Origin of the sequence: Tolumonas lignilytica (assembly GCF_000527035.1) — a bacterium.
GTDB classification, from domain to species: domain Bacteria; phylum Pseudomonadota; class Gammaproteobacteria; order Enterobacterales; family Aeromonadaceae; genus Tolumonas; species Tolumonas lignilytica.
Map to the genome: position 1 here is coordinate 1,258,539 of NZ_AZUK01000001.1, position 19,049 is coordinate 1,277,587.

The window sequence follows — 19,049 nt, forward strand, 5'->3', positions numbered from 1 at the left end:
CCTAATCTAACGTTATCGGCGAGAACATCAGCCCCTAATATAACAGTCAGACTGGAAACTCACGGAATGAAACATTTTCTGATCCCGTTATCATTGATCATGTTTATTGCCGTTGCCGTCTGGGTAGATATCCAGTTATTCAATGTTCCGATGATCAGAGCATCTCCCGCTCATCCGGTCTATACCATCAGTTCACCGGATGATGCTGCTGCGCTGGCATCGGGTCACCCGGTCATCAAACTAGGCCCTTGTCTGTTTGGTCTCTATCCGGGGGCCATTGCATTTCAGAGCGTGCAACAGGCAAAAGACTTTATGGGGTTAAAAGGATACGGCGCGGAAAAATGGAAAATCTTTCAACTCTCGGGGGATTACCAGCTTGATGTAACAGACGGTGTGTTAAATAAAACGCTGCAACTTTCGAGAGAAGTGACCACCAGCGACAATCAGTAACAATTTTCTTTTATTCAGATGGCCGGAATTCTCAGGTTTGGCGCTATAATCCGCCTCCGATTTCTGGCTGATTGATGTAGTTTGACTGTTTCAGGATATAGCGATGAACAAGGTAGTAGCTTTCATATTTGGATTTGTCTGTTTTTCTTCGCAAAGTATGGCTGCGACAGCCCCCAAGCCATATGTTCCAGATGAACCAGCGGCTGCCGTCAAACATAAACCCGTGACGAAATTAGCGGTAAAAAAAGTGGTGGCGGTGAAAGCATCGGCGAAAAAACATGTAGCCGTGGTGGCCAAAACGAAAGCCACCGAAAAAGCCGCCGTCAAACCGGTCAAGACTGTCTCGTCTAAAGCGAAAAGACCAGCGGCTAGCCAGATCGCGTTAAATTCCACACAACGGATGAGTAAATACAGCCGGACGGTAAAATCGGCTAAGAGTCGCCAGCTGGCACAAAATGTCAGTCAGCCTGTATCACGAGCCCGCCACTCGGCAAAAGCTAATGTAGCCGCACTGTCAGCAGCATCTAACGAAGCCATTCCGCAACCCAGCCATAGCCCCTATCTGGCTTCAGGCTCCGCACTGGTCATGAATGCCTCTACCGGCCGCATGGTGTACGGTAAAAATGCGGCCCGCCGCACGCCGATTGCCTCGATTACTAAACTGATGACCGCCATGGTCGTACTCGATGCTCATCTGCCCATGGATCAGGCCATCACCATTAGTGATGCCGATGTCGATCGCGTCAAAAAATCTACTTCCCGTCTGGAGCTCGGCACGACCTTATCGCGGCATGACACCATGTGGCTGGCGCTGATGTCATCCGAGAATCGTGCAGCCCACTCACTGGCCAGGACCTATCCCGGTGGTACTGCCGCCTTTGTTAAAGCGATGAACCGTAAAGCCCGCTCATTGGGCATGATGCACACCATTTTCTATGATCCAACCGGTCTGAATAAAGACAATACCTCTACCGCAGCCGATTTAGCCCTGATGGTGCAGGCGGCTTACCGTTATCCGCAGATCCGTGAATTTACGACTTCAACCGAGCATGACATTATCAGTGCCTCTGGTCGCCAATTGCATTATCAGAACAGCAATGCACTGGTTCGGGAAGGTGTATGGGATATTGAGCTATCCAAAACAGGCTACATCAAAGAGGCGGGGCGTTGTCTGGTCATGGTGGCCGATGTACAGAGCAAACCGATGGTCATGGTCTTTCTGGATGCAGGCGCACCTTCAGGCCGGTTAAATGATGCCCGTAACCTGAAGAGCTGGCTGGAACATCAACCCGCCAATCAGTTAGGTTGATTCGATATCAAAACAGCGCCTTTATGGCGCTGTTTGATTTTTAACGTTCGGCTCTTATGGCACCAGCGGTTTACGCTGGAAATGCTCACCACCGCAATGGAGACAGGGCGTCAGCTTGACCGCATGCGCCAGCGTTTCCTGATAACCACACAGCTTACAGATTTTCTCACCGGGAGCCATCCACTCCCCGGCCTTGTAACCATGGGCATGATGTAAATCATTTTCCACCGCTACCTGCTCTATCTGAGTACGATCACTCAACGCCAGCAACCATTCCCATGCCGTGTGTTGTAACGCATTAAAAAACGCCGAATCCCGATAGCCCCCCGGGGCATCTAAAAACTCGCTGAGTTCTTCGTTAACATAAGCACGGGTCAACGCTAACTCGTCTTTGGTCATATCTTCGGCGGCACTCACAAACTCTTCCACTTCTTGCAGCCAATGCGACAAATTCTCCCGCGTCGGCGCACCTTTTTCACTCCAGAAGGCACGAACATGACTCATAAACAGTTCATACCCCTTCGGTTTTTTGTCCGGGCTGTTTTGTTCTGACATGATGCTATCCTTCTGATATTCACTGTTTTAAGCATAGCGTGTGTTACAGAAAAAGCCTGTGAGTCTGCTCAGCTATTGTTGCGATCAGCCAATACAAGTATCCTATGGGGATTTTCTAACGGATCACCCTCCACATCTGTCGAATCGGATATACCCATGTCAGTTTTAGAAGAACAATACAATCCCCAGTCCCTGGAGCCGGAAGTTCAACGGCATTGGGATAAACAGCAGACATTCAAAGCCTTCGAGAAAGTAGATAAAGAAAAATTCTACTGCCTGTCTATGTTCCCTTATCCATCAGGCCGTCTGCACATGGGTCATGTGCGTAACTACACCATCGGTGACGTTATTTCCCGTTACCAGCGCCTGAATGGCAAAAACGTCATGCAGCCAATTGGTTGGGACGCGTTCGGTCTGCCTGCTGAAAACGCGGCGATCAAAAATAACTCAGCCCCAGCGAAATGGACTTACGAGAATATCGAATACATGAAAGGCCAGCTGAAAATGCTGGGTCTGTCTTACGACTGGGATCGTGAAGTCGCCACCTGCACCCCCGAGTATTATCGCTGGGAACAGTGGTTCTTCACTGAACTGTATAAAAAAGGTCTGGTTTACAAGAAAACCTCTTCCGTGAACTGGTGTCCGAATGACCAGACCGTACTGGCCAACGAACAGGTGCAGGACGGCTGCTGCTGGCGTTGTGATACGCCGGTGGAACAGAAAGAAATTCCACAGTGGTTTGTCAAAATCACGGCCTATGCTGAAGAACTGCTGAGCGACCTGGACAAGCTGGATGGCTGGCCAGAAATGGTGAAAACCATGCAACGGAACTGGATCGGCCGTTCTGAAGGTCTGACCATGACGTTCAGCGTGGAAAACAGCGAACAGACTTTCGATATCTACACCACCCGTCCGGATACCCTGATGGGTGTGACGTATGTAGCCGTTGCGGCTGCTCATCCGCTGGCAAAACAGGCGGCAGAAAATAATGCGGCACTGGCTGATTTCCTCGAAGAGTGCAAAAACACCAAGGTTGCTGAAGCGGAACTGGCAACGATGGAGAAAAAAGGCATGGCGACTGGCCTGTATGCCTTACATCCCATCGATGGTCGTCGCGTACCCATCATGGTCGCCAATTTCGTACTGATGGACTACGGTACCGGTGCGGTGATGGCTGTGCCGGCACATGACCAACGCGATTATGAATTTGCTACCAAATATGGTCTGGAAATCCGAGCAGTGATTGCTGCAGAGGATGGTTCTGCACCCGATATTTCTGAAGTTGCATATACCGAGAAAGGCGCGCTGTTTAACTCTGGTGAGTTTGATGGCATGAACTTCCAGCAGGCATTCGACGCCATCTGCGCAAAACTGGAAGCAAAAGGTTTAGGTCACCGCACGGTGAACTACCGCTTGCGTGACTGGGGTGTGTCTCGTCAGCGTTACTGGGGTGCACCAATTCCAATGCTGACACTGGAAGATGGCACCGTGGTTCCGACGCCAGCCGATCAGCTGCCCGTGATCCTGCCAGAAGATGTGGTGATGGACGGCGTGCAAAGCCCGATTAAAGCCGATCCGGAGTGGGCAAAAACCACATATAACGGTCAATCTGCACTGCGTGAGACCGATACCTTCGATACCTTCATGGAGTCGTCATGGTATTTCGCCCGTTACTGCAGCCCGGATTATCAACAAGGCATGCTGGATACCGACAAAGCCAACTACTGGCTGCCAGTTGACCAGTATATCGGCGGGATCGAACACGCGTGTATGCACCTGCTGTATGCCCGTTTCTTCCACAAACTGCTGCGTGACGCCGGCATGGTGAAAAGCGATGAGCCATTCACACGTCTGCTGTGTCAGGGCATGGTACTGGCTGATGCCTTCTACTACACCGAAAATGGTGCCCGCGTTTGGGTGAGTCCGGTCGATGTTAAAGTAGAACGTGATGAAAAAGGTCGTATCGTCAAAGCAGTGGATAATGACGGCCGTGAAGTGATTCATGCCGGCATGACCAAAATGTCGAAATCGAAAAACAACGGTATTGACCCACAACTGATGGTCGAACGTTATGGTGCGGATACCGTTCGTCTGTTCATGATGTTTGCATCCCCTGCGGATATGACGCTGGAATGGCAAGAATCAGGTGTCGATGGCGCTCAACGCTTCCTGAAACGTCTGTGGAAAGCCGTGGCCGATCATACCGCGAAAGGTGCTGCACCTGCGTTAGATGTTGCCAGCTTGAGTAACGAGCAGAAAACACTGCGCCGTGAACTGCACAAGACCATTGCCAAGTTCAGTGATGACATCGGTCGCCGCCAGACGTTCAATACGGCTATCGCCGCTATCATGGAACTGATGAACCGGGTTGCGAAAGCACCGCAGGAAGCCGAGCAGGATCGTGCACTGGTACAGGAAGTGTTGACCAACGTGGTACTGATGCTCTACCCAATCACACCACATGTCTGTTTCCATCTGTGGCAGGCCTTGGGTCATGCCGATATCGATCAGGCAGTCTGGCCGGTTGCCGATGCGGCCGCCATGGTCGAAGACGAAAAACTGGTGGTGGTACAGGTGAACGGAAAAGTCCGCGGCAAACTGACCGTAGCTGCTGACGCGACTCAAGAGCAGGTGCAGGCACTGGCGATGCAGGATCATACCGTCGTGAAATTCGTGGGCGATCTGAGCATCCGTAAAGTGATCTATGTTCCGGGCAAACTGCTCAATATCGTGGTTGGTTAATCGATGAAACGACAGGTCTGGAGTTTGATAATACTGGTGAGCTTCCTGCTCACCGGTTGTGGCTTTCAAATGCGCGGCAGTGACAAGGCGAATACCAAATTACTGCCGGAGCAGTTAAAAGCCATCCATATCGAGGGTGATGACCGTAGCGATATTTATCGGATGGTCAGCGCACGTCTGCGTCATTATGGTGTCCGACTCGTTGACCGCAGCGATGATGTAATGGAGCTGGATCTGGGCAATATCACGGTCAGTAACAGTGCCGCATCGCTCGATAACCGCAGTCAGGTCGTCGAATACGTCATGCTGTTTAATACCAACTACAGCATCACGATGCCACATAAACCTTTGCAGAAATTCAGTGCCCGTTTTAGCCGTGTATTCTTGAATAAATCGGCGCAGGCATTGGCTTCTTCCCGTGAACAGGCCCAGTTACGCCATGAGATGGAAATTCAGACCGCTGATCTCATTCTGGTGCAACTCGGTCGCGTTGTTTACTGATGCGCGTCTTCAGTGAACAGTTAGCGGAACAATTAAAAGCAGGCCTTCGTGCCTGCTATCTTATTTTTGGTGATGAACCCTTACAGAAAATGGAAGCGTTGCAACAGATTCGCCAGGTTGCACGCACGCAAGGGTTTGCCGATGTCTGGCGTTTTAGTGCGATTGAAGAGCCGCTCGCCTGGGACGATATCCACGCTTGCAGTCAAAGTCTCAGCCTTTTTTCCAACCGACAGATCATTGAGCTGGAATTAGGCGATAAATTCCCCAAAGAGTGGGCCGAACGGATTAGTGAACTTCAACAGCAGCTTCATCCTGACCTGCTACTGATTATTCTCGGCCCCAAACTAAACAGCACGCAAACAAAAAGTAACTGGTTCACCGCGCTGGATAAACAAGGCGTTTATATTCCGGTTGCCCTGCCGGATGCCCGCTATTTCCCTCGCTGGATGAAGCAACGTTGCCAACAGCAAAACCTGCGACCGGATAACGATGCAGTTACGTTCTTATGTCATGCTTATGAAGGCAACTTGCTTGCCGCCGCACAAGAGCTGGAAAAACTATCGTTGCTCAATCTGCCGCAGCCGCTGACCGTGAGTGTGCTGCAGCAAAATATCACCCGTCATAATACTTTCGACCCCTTTAAATGGCTGGACACCTTACTGGAAGGTAAAAGTCAGCGGGCACTGCGCATCTTGATGCAACTGCGCGATGAAGGGGTGGAACCGGGGATGCTGACCTGGGCGCTGGCGAAAGAGCTGGAACTGCTCTGGGCATTACGTCTGGCACAGGACGCCCATCAGCCACTGCCGCCGCTGATGCAGGCCGCCAAAGTCTGGCCCAGCCGGCAAGCCTTGGTACAACAAGCCATGCAGCGTCTCTCCGCCCGGCAGTTACGCGACATGTTGCATATGATCAGCGAACTCGACCGCAGTAACCGCACGTTTGATAACGCCTCCGCGTGGCAATGGCTGCAAACATTATCATTGGCATTTCGCGGTAATGCATCATTGCGTTTTACGCTGCCGCAACAACTCTGAAAAAGCGAATGCCGATCCCTCATCACTGCATGCTATAATCGCGCGCTCATTATTCGGAGGAACATCTTCTTGCAAGGTAAAGAACTACAGAATTTCATCGTTGATAAACTCGACGATATCAAAGCAAAAGAGATCGTGGTCTTGGATGTACGCGGTAAATCAGATATTACCGATTGCATGATCATCTGCTCAGGCAATTCAAACCGCCATGTCCGTTCTATTGCGGATAAAGTGGCCGAAGAAGCACGCCATGCGGGGGTAATACCATTTGGTATCGACGGCGACAAAGAATCTGAATGGGTGCTGGTCGATCTGGGTGAAGTGATGATCCATGTAATGCAAGATGAAATCCGTGATCGCTACCAGCTCGAAAAGCTGTGGAGCAGTAACATCAAGGCCGCCTGATCGATGAAGATCCAGCTTATCGCGGTGGGAACCAAAATGCCTGACTGGGTTACCACTGGCTTTAACGAATACCAACGCCGCTTTCCCAAAGATATGCCTCTGGAATTGATTGAAATTCCAGCAGGAAAACGGGGGAAAAATGCCGATATTGCCCGCATTCTGGAAAAAGAAGGGGAATTGACGCTCGCTGCGGTTGGCAAATCCAGCCGGATCGTCACGCTTGATCTGCCGGGTAAAAACTGGACCACGCCGCAACTGGCACAGCATTTGGAAAGCTGGAAGCAAGATGGCCGCGATGTCGCCTTGTTGATCGGCGGGCCTGAAGGATTGGCGCCTGCCTGCAAACAGGCTGCCGAGCAAAGCTGGTGCTTGTCTGCACTGACCATGCCACATCCTCTGGTTAGGATTGTGGTTGCAGAAAGTCTCTATCGTGCATGGAGCCTGACCACTAACCACCCTTATCATCGCGAATAACTCATGTCCCGGATCGCCTTCAAAAATCAAGTTCTGGAAAGTGCGCTGTTTGCTCGGCGGATGTGGTTTTCCGTCTTTGTCATCGTGCTGATGATTGCCATGTTGTTTGCGAATCTCTATTACCTGCAGATCGTGCAATACCAGGATTATCAAACCCGCTCAAATGACAATCGCATCAAGGTAATCCCCAATGCACCACCCCGTGGTTTGATTTTTGATCGTAATGGTGTCTTGCTGGCAGAAAATCAGCCTGAATTCAGTTTGGAAATCATTCCCGAACAAACCACCAACCTGAAACAAACCATTCAGGAATTAACCGATCTACTGGGGTTAGATCCGGAAAATATTCCCCGCATTCTGACCGAGGCCCGGCACAACCGGAAATTTAATCCGCTGACGCTGGCGGAACAGCTTAACGAAGAACAGGTGGCCAAATTCTCGGTCAATCAGTACCGCTTCCCCGGTTGCAGCATCGAAGCCTATCTGAAACGTCATTACCCTTATGCCGATGAGTTAACCCATGCGCTGGGTTATGTAGCCCGCATTAACGTCAAGGATCTGCAGCGTCTTGATAAAGAAGGCAAACTCGCCAATTACGCCGCCACGCATGATATCGGTAAACAGGGTGTTGAAAAGTATTACGAAGATGAGCTGCATGGTCAGGCCGGCTATCAGGAAGTGGAAGTCAACAATAAAGGACGCGTATTACGGACACTGAAATACCAGCCGCCACAAGCCGGGCAGGATCTGTATCTCAGTATCGATAGTAAGCTGCAAAAACGCGGTTATGAGCTGATGCAAGGCCGCAAGGGCGGGATCATCATGATGGATCCGCGGGATGGCTCAATACTGGCCTTTGTTTCGGCCCCCAGCTATGACCCGAACATTTTCGTTCGTGGCGTCACGGGGAAAGAATATTCAGCCCTGTTGAATGATCCGGCTCGACCGCTGATCAACCGTATCTCACAAGGCGGTTATGCACCGGCTTCAACCGTGAAACCCTTGTTGGCCGTCATGGGTCTCAACGAGGGGGCTATCACACCGACATCCCGTTACTTTGGTGGTCCTACCTTCCAGATCCCCGGTACCGCACGTAAATTCCGTGACTGGCGCCGAGGAGGGCATGGCTGGCTGGACGTATACCGGGCGATCGAAGTTTCAGCAGATACCTTCTTTTATGATCTCGCTTACCGGGTCGGTATCGATAAAATCAATGAATACATGACGCGCTTCGGCTTTGGCAATTATTCCGGTCTCGATATTTACGAAGAAAGCACCGGGGTGTTGCCATCCCGTGACTGGAAACTGAAACGCCACCGCCAGCCTTGGTTCCAGGGTGATACTATTTCGGTTGGTATCGGCCAAGGTTATTGGACGGCAACGCTGATCCAGTTGGCCCGTGCGCACAGTATTCTGACGCAACATGGTCGGATCATCACACCGCATCTGGGCTTGGCGTTTGGTCATGGTGATAAAAGACAACCTATCGTGCCGCCGGAACAAGAACCGATCAAAGTAAAAGACGATAGTTACTGGGGCGTCTCCCTGCAGGGGATGTATCTGGTTATTAATGGGCCAGAAGGTTCAGGACGTCACGCCTTTGCCGGAGCCCCCTACAAAGCAGCGGGTAAGTCGGGAACGGCGCAGATCGTTGGCATGAAAGAAAACCAGCGCTACGATGCCAGCAAAATCAAGGCTGAACATCGTGATAATGCGTTGTTTGTTAGTTTTGCTCCTTTTGACAACCCGCGCGTTGTTTGTGCCGTCATTCTTGAAAATGCGGGTGGCGGTGGTAAGAATGCAGCACCTATCGCCAGAGCGATGCTCGATGCGTATCTGCTTGGCAAATATGATGCTGATGTGAAAGATGATGATGAGGCGGCGGCACATTGAACGAAGAAAATAGTAAATCGCAGCTTTGGCAGAAAATTCATATCGATTTGCCACTGTTGTTCGCCATCATAGCACTGCTGTCATTCAGTATGGTGATCCTGTATTCCGCAACGGGTCAACATATGGATATGCTGCTAAATAAGCTAATCCATATGAGCATCGCTTTTACTGTCATGCTGATCATGGCGCAGTTTTCACCTGGGTTCTATGCTCGTTGGGCACCCCCAGCCTATCTCGTCTGTATTTTGTTGCTGCTATGCGTCATGGTATTTGGTCATATCGGTAAAGGTGCACAACGCTGGTTGGATCTGGGTTTCATTAAGTTCCAGCCATCCGAGTTCCTGAAGATTGTTATGCCAATGACCATTGCCGCTTTCATGGATCGGCATCCCTTACCCCCCCGTCTGGCTCATGTGGCAATCGCTCTGACGCTGGTGCTAATACCAACCATACTGATCGCCAAGCAACCTGATTTGGGTACGGCTATTCTGGTGGCGGTTTCTGGGGTTTTTGTTATTTTCCTGGCTGGGATTAACTGGTGGCTGATCATTGCTGCCGTAGCGTTGCTCTGTGCTTTTATGCCCGTCATCTGGTTCTTCCTCATGCACGACTATCAGCGCCAACGGGTGCTGACGTTTCTGAATCCGGAAAATGATCCGCTGGGTACGGGATATCATATTATCCAATCAAAAATAGCCATTGGTTCCGGTGGGTTATTTGGTAAAGGCTGGTTAAACGGCACTCAATCACAACTCGATTTTATTCCCGAGCGTCATACCGATTTTATTTTCGCCGTGATCGGGGAAGAATTTGGCCTGATCGGGTTTATTGTCCTGATGCTGTTATATCTGCTGATCCTATATCGCTGCATTCATATCAGTCTGCAGGCCCAGAACTGTTTCGATCGTTTATTGGGCGGTGCATTATCGCTGACCTTTTTCTTTTATGTGTTTATCAATATCGGCATGGTCAGCGGGATCCTGCCGGTGGTTGGTGTGCCACTGCCCATGGTCAGTTATGGTGGCACCGCGATGATCACGTTGTGTGCCGGTTTCGGTATTTTAATGTCGATCCATACTCACCGTCGGCTTTTGGCTTAATACAGGTATTTTTATGAAACGAATCATGGCGCTGGCCTTTTCTTTGTTCTTAACCGGAACAGTCACTGCTGCAACCTTAAGCCCGCAAGATAATCAGCGATTGGTCGCCCTCAGCCAGGAAATCAATGTGCCGATGACAGAGCTGACACAGGCAGTTCAGGAAGCCAACTTTCGCCAATCCGTGCTGGATGCTTTCACCCACACCGCGGAAAGCAAACCCTGGTATGAATACAAAGCGCTGTTTTTGACTGACAAACGGATTAATGAAGGCGTTGAATTCTGGCGCGCTCATGCAACCGCACTGGCTCGTGCTGAAAAGACCTTCCATGTTCCCGCCAGTGTGATTGTGGCCATCCTCGGTGTTGAAACCTTTTACGGCAACAAAATGGGAGAACACCCGATCCTCGACTCTTTATTTACGCTGGCATTTTATCACCCCACCCGTACGCCTTTTTTCAGTAAAGAATTTGCCAACTTCGTCAAACTGGCTAATCAGCAAGGGTGGAACATGAAAACCCGCATGGGGTCTTATGCCGGCGCGATGGGGATGGGCCAGTTCATGCCATCCAGTTATCTGACTTATGCTATTGATTTTGATGGTGATGGACACAAAGATCTGTTCTCTGATCCCGATGATGCCATCGGCAGTGTGGCCAACTACTTTCATCTGCACGGCTGGCGCATGGGTGAGCCGGTTGTAGAGGCAGCACAGGTCACCAAACCATCGGCGTTGACCTATGTTCAGGATCGCGTGGAATTGAAGCAGCAATGGGGACAGCTAAAACAAGCCGGTATCAACACCGCTGTCGTCTTACCCGCCACAACGCCTGTCAGTCTGATCCAACTGGCTCAGCCAAGCTATTCTGAATATTGGGTAGCTCGTCAGAATTTTTATGTGATCACCCGCTATAATAAAAGTCCGTTATACGCCATGGTTGTATATGATTTGAGTCAGCAGCTTGCGAAACAATATTATGGTCATTAATCCCTATTGCCTTGTTTACAGCTTTCTCGCACTGACCCTGCTGGCTGCTTGCAGTAGCCAGCAAAACACCACCTCGTCGCCGCCAGTTACACCGCAAAAACCTTTGATTGATGTCAATGGGGCGATTCCGCGGTTTGAACCGCCCAGCCGAATTGGCAACACCGATTACAACGTCATGGGGCAGCAATACAAAGTCTGGAATGGCATCCAGCAATACAATATTGACGGGACGGCATCTTGGTATGGCCCCGGTTTCCATGGCAAATACACCTCCAACGGCGAACTCTATAATCAGGAAGATATTTCCGCCGCACATAAAAATCTGCCGTTACCCAGCTACTTACGTGTTACCAATTTAGATAATGGTCGCCGTCTGATTGTTCGTGTCAACGACCGAGGCCCTTTTCATGGCGATCGGATCCTGGATCTGTCACATGGCGCCGCCTCGCGTTTGGGCATTATCGGTGCTGGCACCGCCCATGTGCATGTTGAACTGCTCCATCCAGCCCGCCCGGCAAATGCCGATGAAATCATTGCGAAACATGAATCACGCACCATTCAACTGCTGGCGACTAACAACCTCAGCAAAGCCAAACAGGTTGCCTCGGATGTCGAACGCCGTTATGGTGTCCCGCCCAGAGTCGTGGCCATGAATAGCATGTATAAGCTGCATCTTGGCCCGCTGGAGAAACCGCAGGCAGAACGACTATTATCTAAGTTAAGAGGATCTGGATTCGGGAATGCCTTCTTTCTCAACTGACCTGAAACCAACCGAGCAAGGATGAGTATGCGTTTTTCAGTAACCACATCTACATACTATCGCCACAGCCTGATCCTGTTGCTGGTCTTGTTTTCCGCCTGCACCTCACAGGAGATCAGCTATCGCATCCGTCCTATGACCACTACGGTACATACCGAAGACTTAAACAGCGGCTCCCGTTTCCAGTTTAAAGTTTATGCGGGCCCGATTGTCACCGATGATGAATATGCCCGCATGACCCCTCGGCAACGACGTAAGATGGGTTTACTTTCCCCAGTATATGAAGTTCCCAGTCAGCGTGGTAATGATGGCTATGAAGTCGATGGCAAGTACTACCCCATCTGGAAAGATATCAAAGAATATACTGCAGAAGGGCTGGCTTCCTGGTATGGGCCGGGCTTTCACGGGCGCCTGACCGCCAATGGTGAAGTGTATGATCAATATGCCATTTCGGCGGCACATAAGAGTCTGCCGCTGCCTTGTTATATCCATGTCACCAATCTGGAAAATGGCCGGACCCTGGTGGTCAGAGTCAATGATCGCGGACCCTTTGTCGGCGACCGCATTCTCGATCTCTCCTACGGCGCCGCCGCACGTCTGGGCATCGTAGAAAATGGTGTGGTCAGAGTCAAAATTGAACTGATCAATACCAATTCGCCCTTATTACTCTCGTCACGCAATTAATCCTGCGTCTTGACAGTTGTTGCACAAAAAAACAGCGCATCTGTGTTTTGTTCACAGTTTTGAGTGCCCCCTACGGTTGTGTTTTGTTATAGTGGGCGTGATTTTAAACTGGCTAGGTTTGATCACAGAAATCAAACTACCTTCGGATAAATAAGGATCATGACGTTGAAACTGGCGAAACTTGTTCTGTTGACAGCCGTATTCAGTTTTAGTGCTGCCACCTTCGCAGAAACCGCAACCCCAACTCCCAACCCGATGCCAACGCCTGATCCGAAACCGATGCCGGCTGCCGCACCGATAGCATTGCCCAGCCCACCTCAGATCGCAGCTAAAGCCTATTTGCTGATGGACTACAACAGTGGCCAAGTTCTGATCGGTGAAAACACTGAAGAACGCCTGCCGCCAGCCAGCCTGACCAAAATGATGACTTCCTATGTGATCGGGCAAGAGCTGAAATCAGGCCGGATCAAACCGACTGACATGGTCACCATCAGCCGGAATGCCTGGGCAAAAAATTACGACGATTCATCCAAAATGTTTATCGAGGTCGGTAAACAGGTCAGTGTCGACAACCTGAATAAAGGGATCATCATTCAATCAGGTAATGACGCTTGTATCGCAATGGCCGAGTTTATTGCCGGTTCCGAAGACTCCTTTGCCAGCCTGATGAATCAATGGGCAGCGAAACTGGGCATGAAAGATAGCCACTTCGTTAATGCACACGGGTTGTACAATCCGGATCACTATTCAACCGCACACGATATGGCCCGTTTAGGTCAGGCCTTGATTCGTGACCTGCCTAACGAATATCAGGTTTATTCGCAAAAAGACTTTACCTTCAACGGCATTACCCAGCATAACCGTAACCGCCTGTTATGGGACAAAACCCTGGTTGTCGACGGGATCAAAACCGGGCATGTCAGTGAAGTGGGTTACAATCTGGTGGCCTCAGCGACCGGCCCTGAAGGGATGCGCCTCATCTCCGTCATTATTGGTGCCAATACCGAACAACAACGGGCCGATGAAAGTAAAAAACTGCTGACATACGGTTTCCGTTTTTATCAAAACGTCCAACCTTACAAGCAAGGTGCCGAATTAACCAAACAACGGATTTGGATGGGTAATAAGAGCGAAATCAGTCTCGGCACTGACCATGATATCAACCTGCTAGCACCACGCGGTGCCGCATCGAAACTGAAAGCCGATTTCCAACTCACACGTGAACTGCGTGCACCGATCAAGAAAGGGGAAACCGTCGGCACTATTTTCCTGCGAGTTGATGGTAAAGATATGGCACAGTATCCACTGGTCGCACTGGATACTGTTGAAGAAGGTGGTATCTTTAGTCGTCTGTGGGATTATCTGGTACTGTTGATCCATCAGTTAATTGGCTAACGGGTTAATTACCAAATCCCAGAAGGCCCGCAATCAACGGGCCTTTTTTTGTTTTAACTACAAGCTTGAGGTAATGAAGATGGGCTTGAATACCAAATTTGATGAACTGCTGGATTTCCCCTGCCAATTTCCGTTTAAAGTATTAGGCGTGGCAGATGAAACGCTGGCTGATCAAGTGGTTGCTGTTTTACAAAAACATGCTCCCGGTGATTATGTACCCAGCATCAAACCCAGCAGCAAGGGCAACTATCTGTCCGTGACGGTCACCGTCACCGCGCACAGTAAAGAGCATCTGGAAACCATGTATTCCGCACTGGGCGAAATAGAGCTGGTCCGGGTTGTGCTTTAACACTATAAATACTGTGTCTTTCTACGCGATAAGTCGCTGGTAATTGCCAGCGACCTCATTATAATTAAGCAAAATTGCAACAAAGCGGAAACAATTTTGCAGCATTCCTCACTGATTGTCCGGCGGTTAGGTATCCAGCCCTACGAAACAATCTGGCATGCCATGCAGGCCTTCACCAATCAACGTACACCTGAAACTGCTGATGAAATCTGGCTGGTCGAACACGATCCGGTCTACACGCAGGGTCAAGCAGGAAAACCCGAACACCTGCTGCACACCACCTCGATTCCGGTAGTCCAAAGCGATCGTGGTGGCCAAGTCACCTATCATGGCCCCGGCCAACTGGTGTTTTATCCGTTACTGGATGTGCGTCGTCTCGGCGTTGGTGTTCGCGAACTGGTGACCATTCTGGAACAATCCGTGATCCGCTTGTTAGCAAACTACCACATTGATGCCGTTTCCCGGGCTGATGCGCCGGGTGTTTATGTCAACAATGCCAAGATCGCATCTTTAGGTTTACGAATTCGCCATGGCCGTTCTTTTCATGGTCTGGCGCTTAATGTGGCGATGGATTTAACGCCATTTCAGCACATTAACCCATGCGGCTATGCCGGTTTGGCAATGACGCAGTGCTGTAGTCTGGGTGGCCCCATGAATGTGGCCGAAGCAGCAGAGGGTTTGTTGCACGCTTTTACCCAGCAGTTAGGGATCACCCAGTGGCAGGACGGCGATGCTGTCATTTATGCCCCCGCTTGCGAGGAAACTCATGACTAAACCAATTACTGTTCAACCCGGCGTGCAATTGCGCGATGCAGACAAAATGGCACTGATCCCGGTAAAGTTTTTACCGGAACAGGAAGGGGAACAGCTAAAAAAACCGGACTGGATGCGTATTCGTCTACCGAAGACCGATGAAAAAATACAGCATGTCAAAAACATCATGCGGAAAAATAATCTGCATTCGGTCTGTGAAGAAGCCTCCTGCCCTAACCTGTCAGAATGTTTCAATCATGGCACTGCGACCTTTATGATCCTGGGTGCAATCTGCACTCGCCGCTGCCCATTTTGCGATGTTGCCCACGGTAAACCACTGGCTCCCGATGCAGATGAACCCAAGAAACTGGCCAATACCATTCGCGAAATGGCATTGAAATATGTCGTGATCACCTCGGTCGACCGCGATGACTTGCGTGATGGTGGCGCTCAGCATTTCGCAGATTGTATCCGTGAAATTCGTCAGGCTTCACCCAATACCCGCATTGAAACGCTGACGCCGGATTTCCGTGGCCGCATGGATAAAGCCTTGGCTATTTTCCGCGACACGCCGCCAGATGTGTTTAACCACAATCTGGAAACCGCACCTCACCTCTATAGCATGGCGCGTCCTGGTGCCGATTACGCCTGGTCGTTGAAACTGCTGCAGAAAATGAAAGAGCTGCATCCGGATCTTCCTACCAAATCTGGTCTGATGATGGGGCTCGGTGAAACCAACGAAGATATTGTACAGGTGCTGAAAGATCTGCGGGCACATGGCGTCACGATGCTGACGCTGGGCCAGTATCTGCAGCCTAGCCGTCACCATTTACCGGTGAAACGTTATGTGCCGCCACATGAATTTGACGAGCTGAAAGAGATCGCACTGGATCTCGGTTTCACTCACGCAGCTTGTGGCCCATTTGTCCGTTCTTCCTACCATGCAGACCTGCAAGCGCAGGGTAAAGAAGTAAAATAGCCTTGTGGGTCAGTATCTTCCTGTCGATACTGACCCAATTATCCTATCCGTGTATTTCCGGCGTTGATCCAGTATTATACAGAGGTTCCACTTTCGTTTTTCAGGAATGCCGCTGTTTTGCTGACTCGTGTGATTCAACTTGTCACGACAATTTTTACGCCTCGTTTGCGTCGCAATCTTCGTCGCACAATCATGACGCTGTCGGTGACACTCTTTCTTCTGTTATGGCTCGCCAATCAGGTGATCAGTCATGGGCGTCAATATACCTATGATGATGTCGCATCTGTGCCTTATAACAAGGTCGCCGTCGTTCTGGGAACATCAAAATACTTGGTCGGTGGCGGCCTGAATCAATATTTCGAAAATCGGATCGATGCCACCGTACGACTCTGGTTCAGTGGCAAAATCACGCAAATTATTGTCTCTGGTGACAATGCGACAATGAGCTATAACGAGCCACGGGAAATGCGACGAGAGTTATTAAAACGAGGGATCCCGGCCCACGCTATCTACAGTGATTATGCCGGATTCAGAACGCTGGATTCCATTCTCCGAGCACATGGCGTGTTCGGACAAACACAGTTCACCGTGGTATCGCAACGCTTCCAGAATGAACGGGCCATTTTCCTTGCCCGTCATCATCACTTAGATGTCATCGGTTTTAATGCTAAAGATGTCGATGTCTATACCGGTTTTAAAACCCGTGTCAGAGAGTTTTTTGCTCGGTTGTGGTGTTTGTTTGACGTCTATATCTGGGAACGGGAACCACGCTTCATGGGAGAACAAATTGAAGTGGAATAAAATGCGAAAACAGGGTATTGATACTCGCCATTCAAAAAATGTATTTTGAGTATTACTAATGTCGCAACCCACTCTTGATCACGCATGGTTACAAATTGCGGTGGGTCTTTCCACATCCATGCCCGGCGAATTACAGTTTCAGCGTCTGGTTCAAGCCATCTGTGATGTTTTACCCTGCGATGCCGTCGCCTTGATGCAATTAAACGAAGGGGAGCTCGTTCCGGTCGCAGCAATGGGTCTGGCTCCCGAGCTGATTGGTCAACGCTTTTTGCCCGCAGAGCACCCTCGCCTGCAAGCCATCTTACAAGAGCGGGATCCTATTCGTTTTCCGGCCGATGCCGAATTACCCGATCCCTTTGATGGCTGGCTGGCCATTGATCGTGAGCGTAATGCCGATGTCCATTCCTGCATGGGCTGCAGTCTATATGTCGATCGACAATTGGTCGGCGTCTTAACCTTAGATGCACTGGCCCCCGGACGGTTTGACGATGTCGATGACATGACTGTGGCCGCTTTCGCTGCTCTCGCCGCCGCCACCTTGCGGAATGTCGCGCTGATACGTGCATTGGAGCACAGCCGTGCCCAGCAACAAGAGTTGGCGCAGGAACTCGTTCGTGATGCCCGCCGCCGAGAAGGAGAACTGATCGGTAACAGTGCACAGATCCGGAAATTGCGCGAAGAGATCGATATGGTCGCCAATACCGATCTGGCCGTCCTCATTACCGGTGAAACAGGCACCGGAAAAGAATTAGTCGCCCGGACATTACACGCCCATTCTCGCCGTAGTGAACAGGCGCTGGTGCATGTCAATTGCGCGGCATTGCCCGAGCAGATCGCAGAAAGTGAACTGTTCGGACACGTCAAAGGGGCATTCACCGGCGCCACCAGCCATCGGGCCGGTAAATTTGAACTGGCAGATGGCGGCACGCTGTTTCTGGATGAAATCGGTGAATTACCGCTCAGTCTGCAGGCAAAATTATTACGCGCCTTACAGCAAGGGGAAATTCAGCGGGTCGGCTCCGATAAACTACTGCGAGTTAATGTCCGGTTAATCGCAGCAACCAACCGAGATCTGGAATTGGAAGTGGCCGCAGGCCGATTCCGTAGTGACTTGTATCATCGCCTCAAAGTCTACCCGATCGCTGTGCCACCTCTGCGTGACCATAAAACGGATCTCGATACACTGAGCAGCTATTTTCTGGATCAAGCCAGAAGCCGCCTGGGGTTACAACAAATAGGGATACATCCACAAGCATTACAAGCGATGCAATCTTATGACTGGCCTGGAAATGTACGCGAACTTGAACATATGCTGATGCGGGCCAGTCTCAAGGCCACCCGGCATAAAGCAGGTCGCCCCTTGATTCTGGCCGATCATTTGGACCTGCCAGTCTCAACTATCTCAGTTCAAGCGGAACAAGATATTAAGGCAACCGACATACTCACGTTGCCTTCCGAACAGGGGCTGCGTGAAAGCATTGATCGCTTCCAGAAAGCATTAATTATTAAGGCACTAGAGGCCAATGATGGCAATTGGTCAGCGACGGCTCGAGAATTGAAAACGGATCGAGCCAATCTCAACCGACTCGCACTTCGACTTGGAATAAAACAGGGATCTTCTTCATAAAAAAATGAAGCAGAAAATGCCAGTCTCGTTTTAGTCTTATTGTTGCATTGGATAATCGGGCTGAGGCTGTTACACTCTGTTAAAAATATGAAAAAGGCAAACTGTACCGAAAGGGCAGGACGCAAAGCTTCCGGTCTAACATCAGTCTCGTACTGATCACGATAGCGGAGTTGCCAGATCCTCATGTGTATAAATTGAATTTATACACCTTGACCCGCTAGTTTCGGAGTCAAATGGCAACATTTGTGTG

At 50.3% G+C, this 19,049-nt stretch carries 19 protein-coding genes and 1 riboswitch; of the genes, 18 read left to right on the plus strand and 1 reads right to left on the minus strand.

Going from position 1 to position 19,049, the window contains the following annotated elements:
- Positions 1–66 precede the first annotated feature (66 nt).
- Both H027_RS0106010 and H027_RS0106015 read left to right on the plus strand, forming a co-directional pair.
- A complete protein-coding gene (locus H027_RS0106010; protein ID WP_024871590.1) occupies positions 67–450 on the plus strand; it encodes a hypothetical protein in 384 nt (127 codons plus the stop codon).
- A 103-nt stretch (positions 451–553) separates the two neighbouring features.
- Positions 554–1,759 (plus strand): serine hydrolase, encoded by a 1,206-nt coding sequence (locus H027_RS0106015; RefSeq protein ID WP_237657927.1) that lies wholly within the window; start codon positions 554–556, stop codon positions 1,757–1,759.
- Between the two features lie 54 nt (positions 1,760–1,813).
- On the opposite strand, the gene H027_RS0106020 is transcribed toward H027_RS0106015, so the two are convergent.
- On the minus strand, positions 1,814–2,314 hold the full coding sequence (locus H027_RS0106020; protein ID WP_024871592.1) for a zinc ribbon-containing protein: 501 nt from the start codon (positions 2,312–2,314) through the stop codon (positions 1,814–1,816).
- Between the two features lie 156 nt (positions 2,315–2,470).
- On the opposite strand from H027_RS0106020, the gene leuS reads away from it, so the two are divergent.
- The 16 genes from leuS to norR all read left to right on the plus strand — a co-directional run bounded on the left by leuS (position 2,471) and on the right by norR (position 18,799).
- A complete protein-coding gene (leuS, locus tag H027_RS0106025; RefSeq protein WP_024871593.1) occupies positions 2,471–5,056 on the plus strand; it encodes a leucine--tRNA ligase in 2,586 nt (861 codons plus the stop codon).
- Positions 5,057–5,059: 3 nt separating this feature from the next.
- Positions 5,060–5,557 carry an LPS-assembly lipoprotein LptE gene (locus H027_RS0106030; protein ID WP_024871594.1) on the plus strand — a complete coding sequence of 166 codons (498 nt, stop codon included), beginning with the start codon at positions 5,060–5,062 and terminating at the stop codon, positions 5,555–5,557.
- Complete coding sequence (gene holA / locus H027_RS0106035; protein WP_024871595.1) at positions 5,557–6,594, plus strand: DNA polymerase III subunit delta; 1,038 nt, start codon at positions 5,557–5,559, stop codon at positions 6,592–6,594. The genes H027_RS0106030 and holA overlap by 1 nt, the downstream gene beginning before the upstream one ends.
- A gap of 69 nt (positions 6,595–6,663) precedes the next feature.
- A complete protein-coding gene (rsfS, locus tag H027_RS0106040; RefSeq protein ID WP_024871596.1) occupies positions 6,664–6,999 on the plus strand; it encodes a ribosome silencing factor in 336 nt (111 codons plus the stop codon).
- A gap of 3 nt (positions 7,000–7,002) precedes the next feature.
- Complete coding sequence (gene rlmH / locus H027_RS0106045; protein ID WP_024871597.1) at positions 7,003–7,473, plus strand: 23S rRNA (pseudouridine(1915)-N(3))-methyltransferase RlmH; 471 nt, start codon at positions 7,003–7,005, stop codon at positions 7,471–7,473.
- Positions 7,474–7,476: 3 nt separating this feature from the next.
- Positions 7,477–9,366, plus strand: coding sequence for a penicillin-binding protein 2 (gene mrdA, locus H027_RS0106050; protein ID WP_024871598.1), 1,890 nt, complete (start codon positions 7,477–7,479; stop codon positions 9,364–9,366).
- Positions 9,363–10,466 carry a rod shape-determining protein RodA gene (rodA, locus tag H027_RS0106055; protein ID WP_024871599.1) on the plus strand — a complete coding sequence of 368 codons (1,104 nt, stop codon included), beginning with the start codon at positions 9,363–9,365 and terminating at the stop codon, positions 10,464–10,466. Before mrdA ends, rodA begins: the two co-directional genes overlap by 4 nt.
- 13 nt (positions 10,467–10,479) lie before the next feature.
- Complete coding sequence (gene mltB / locus H027_RS0106060; RefSeq protein WP_051448957.1) at positions 10,480–11,451, plus strand: lytic murein transglycosylase B; 972 nt, start codon at positions 10,480–10,482, stop codon at positions 11,449–11,451.
- A complete protein-coding gene (locus H027_RS0106065; RefSeq protein WP_024871601.1) occupies positions 11,441–12,211 on the plus strand; it encodes a septal ring lytic transglycosylase RlpA family protein in 771 nt (256 codons plus the stop codon). The genes mltB and H027_RS0106065 overlap by 11 nt, the downstream gene beginning before the upstream one ends.
- Positions 12,212–12,238: 27 nt before the next feature.
- Positions 12,239–12,895, plus strand: a complete 657-nt coding sequence (locus H027_RS18275) for a septal ring lytic transglycosylase RlpA family protein (protein ID WP_051448958.1) — start codon at positions 12,239–12,241, stop codon at positions 12,893–12,895.
- Between the two features lie 159 nt (positions 12,896–13,054).
- The gene (locus H027_RS0106075; protein ID WP_024871602.1) at positions 13,055–14,290 is read left to right on the plus strand and encodes a serine hydrolase; all 1,236 of its coding nucleotides are present in this window, start codon (positions 13,055–13,057) and stop codon (positions 14,288–14,290) included.
- Positions 14,291–14,375: 85 nt separating this feature from the next.
- Positions 14,376–14,639 (plus strand): DUF493 family protein YbeD, encoded by a 264-nt coding sequence (ybeD, locus tag H027_RS0106080; RefSeq protein WP_024871603.1) that lies wholly within the window; start codon positions 14,376–14,378, stop codon positions 14,637–14,639.
- A gap of 96 nt (positions 14,640–14,735) precedes the next feature.
- Positions 14,736–15,413 carry a lipoyl(octanoyl) transferase LipB gene (gene lipB / locus H027_RS0106085; protein WP_024871604.1) on the plus strand — a complete coding sequence of 226 codons (678 nt, stop codon included), beginning with the start codon at positions 14,736–14,738 and terminating at the stop codon, positions 15,411–15,413.
- The gene (lipA, locus tag H027_RS0106090; RefSeq protein WP_024871605.1) at positions 15,406–16,371 is read left to right on the plus strand and encodes a lipoyl synthase; all 966 of its coding nucleotides are present in this window, start codon (positions 15,406–15,408) and stop codon (positions 16,369–16,371) included. Before lipB ends, lipA begins: the two co-directional genes overlap by 8 nt.
- 117 nt (positions 16,372–16,488) lie before the next feature.
- Entirely contained in the window at positions 16,489–17,172 is a 684-nt protein-coding gene (locus H027_RS0106095; protein WP_024871606.1) for an ElyC/SanA/YdcF family protein, read from the plus strand.
- A 58-nt stretch (positions 17,173–17,230) separates the two neighbouring features.
- Positions 17,231–18,799, plus strand: a complete 1,569-nt coding sequence (gene norR, locus H027_RS0106100) for a nitric oxide reductase transcriptional regulator NorR (RefSeq protein WP_024871607.1) — start codon at positions 17,231–17,233, stop codon at positions 18,797–18,799.
- 85 nt (positions 18,800–18,884) lie between these two features.
- A riboswitch (cyclic di-GMP riboswitch) is annotated at positions 18,885–18,977 on the plus strand.
- The last annotated feature ends 72 nt before the right edge of the window (positions 18,978–19,049 follow it).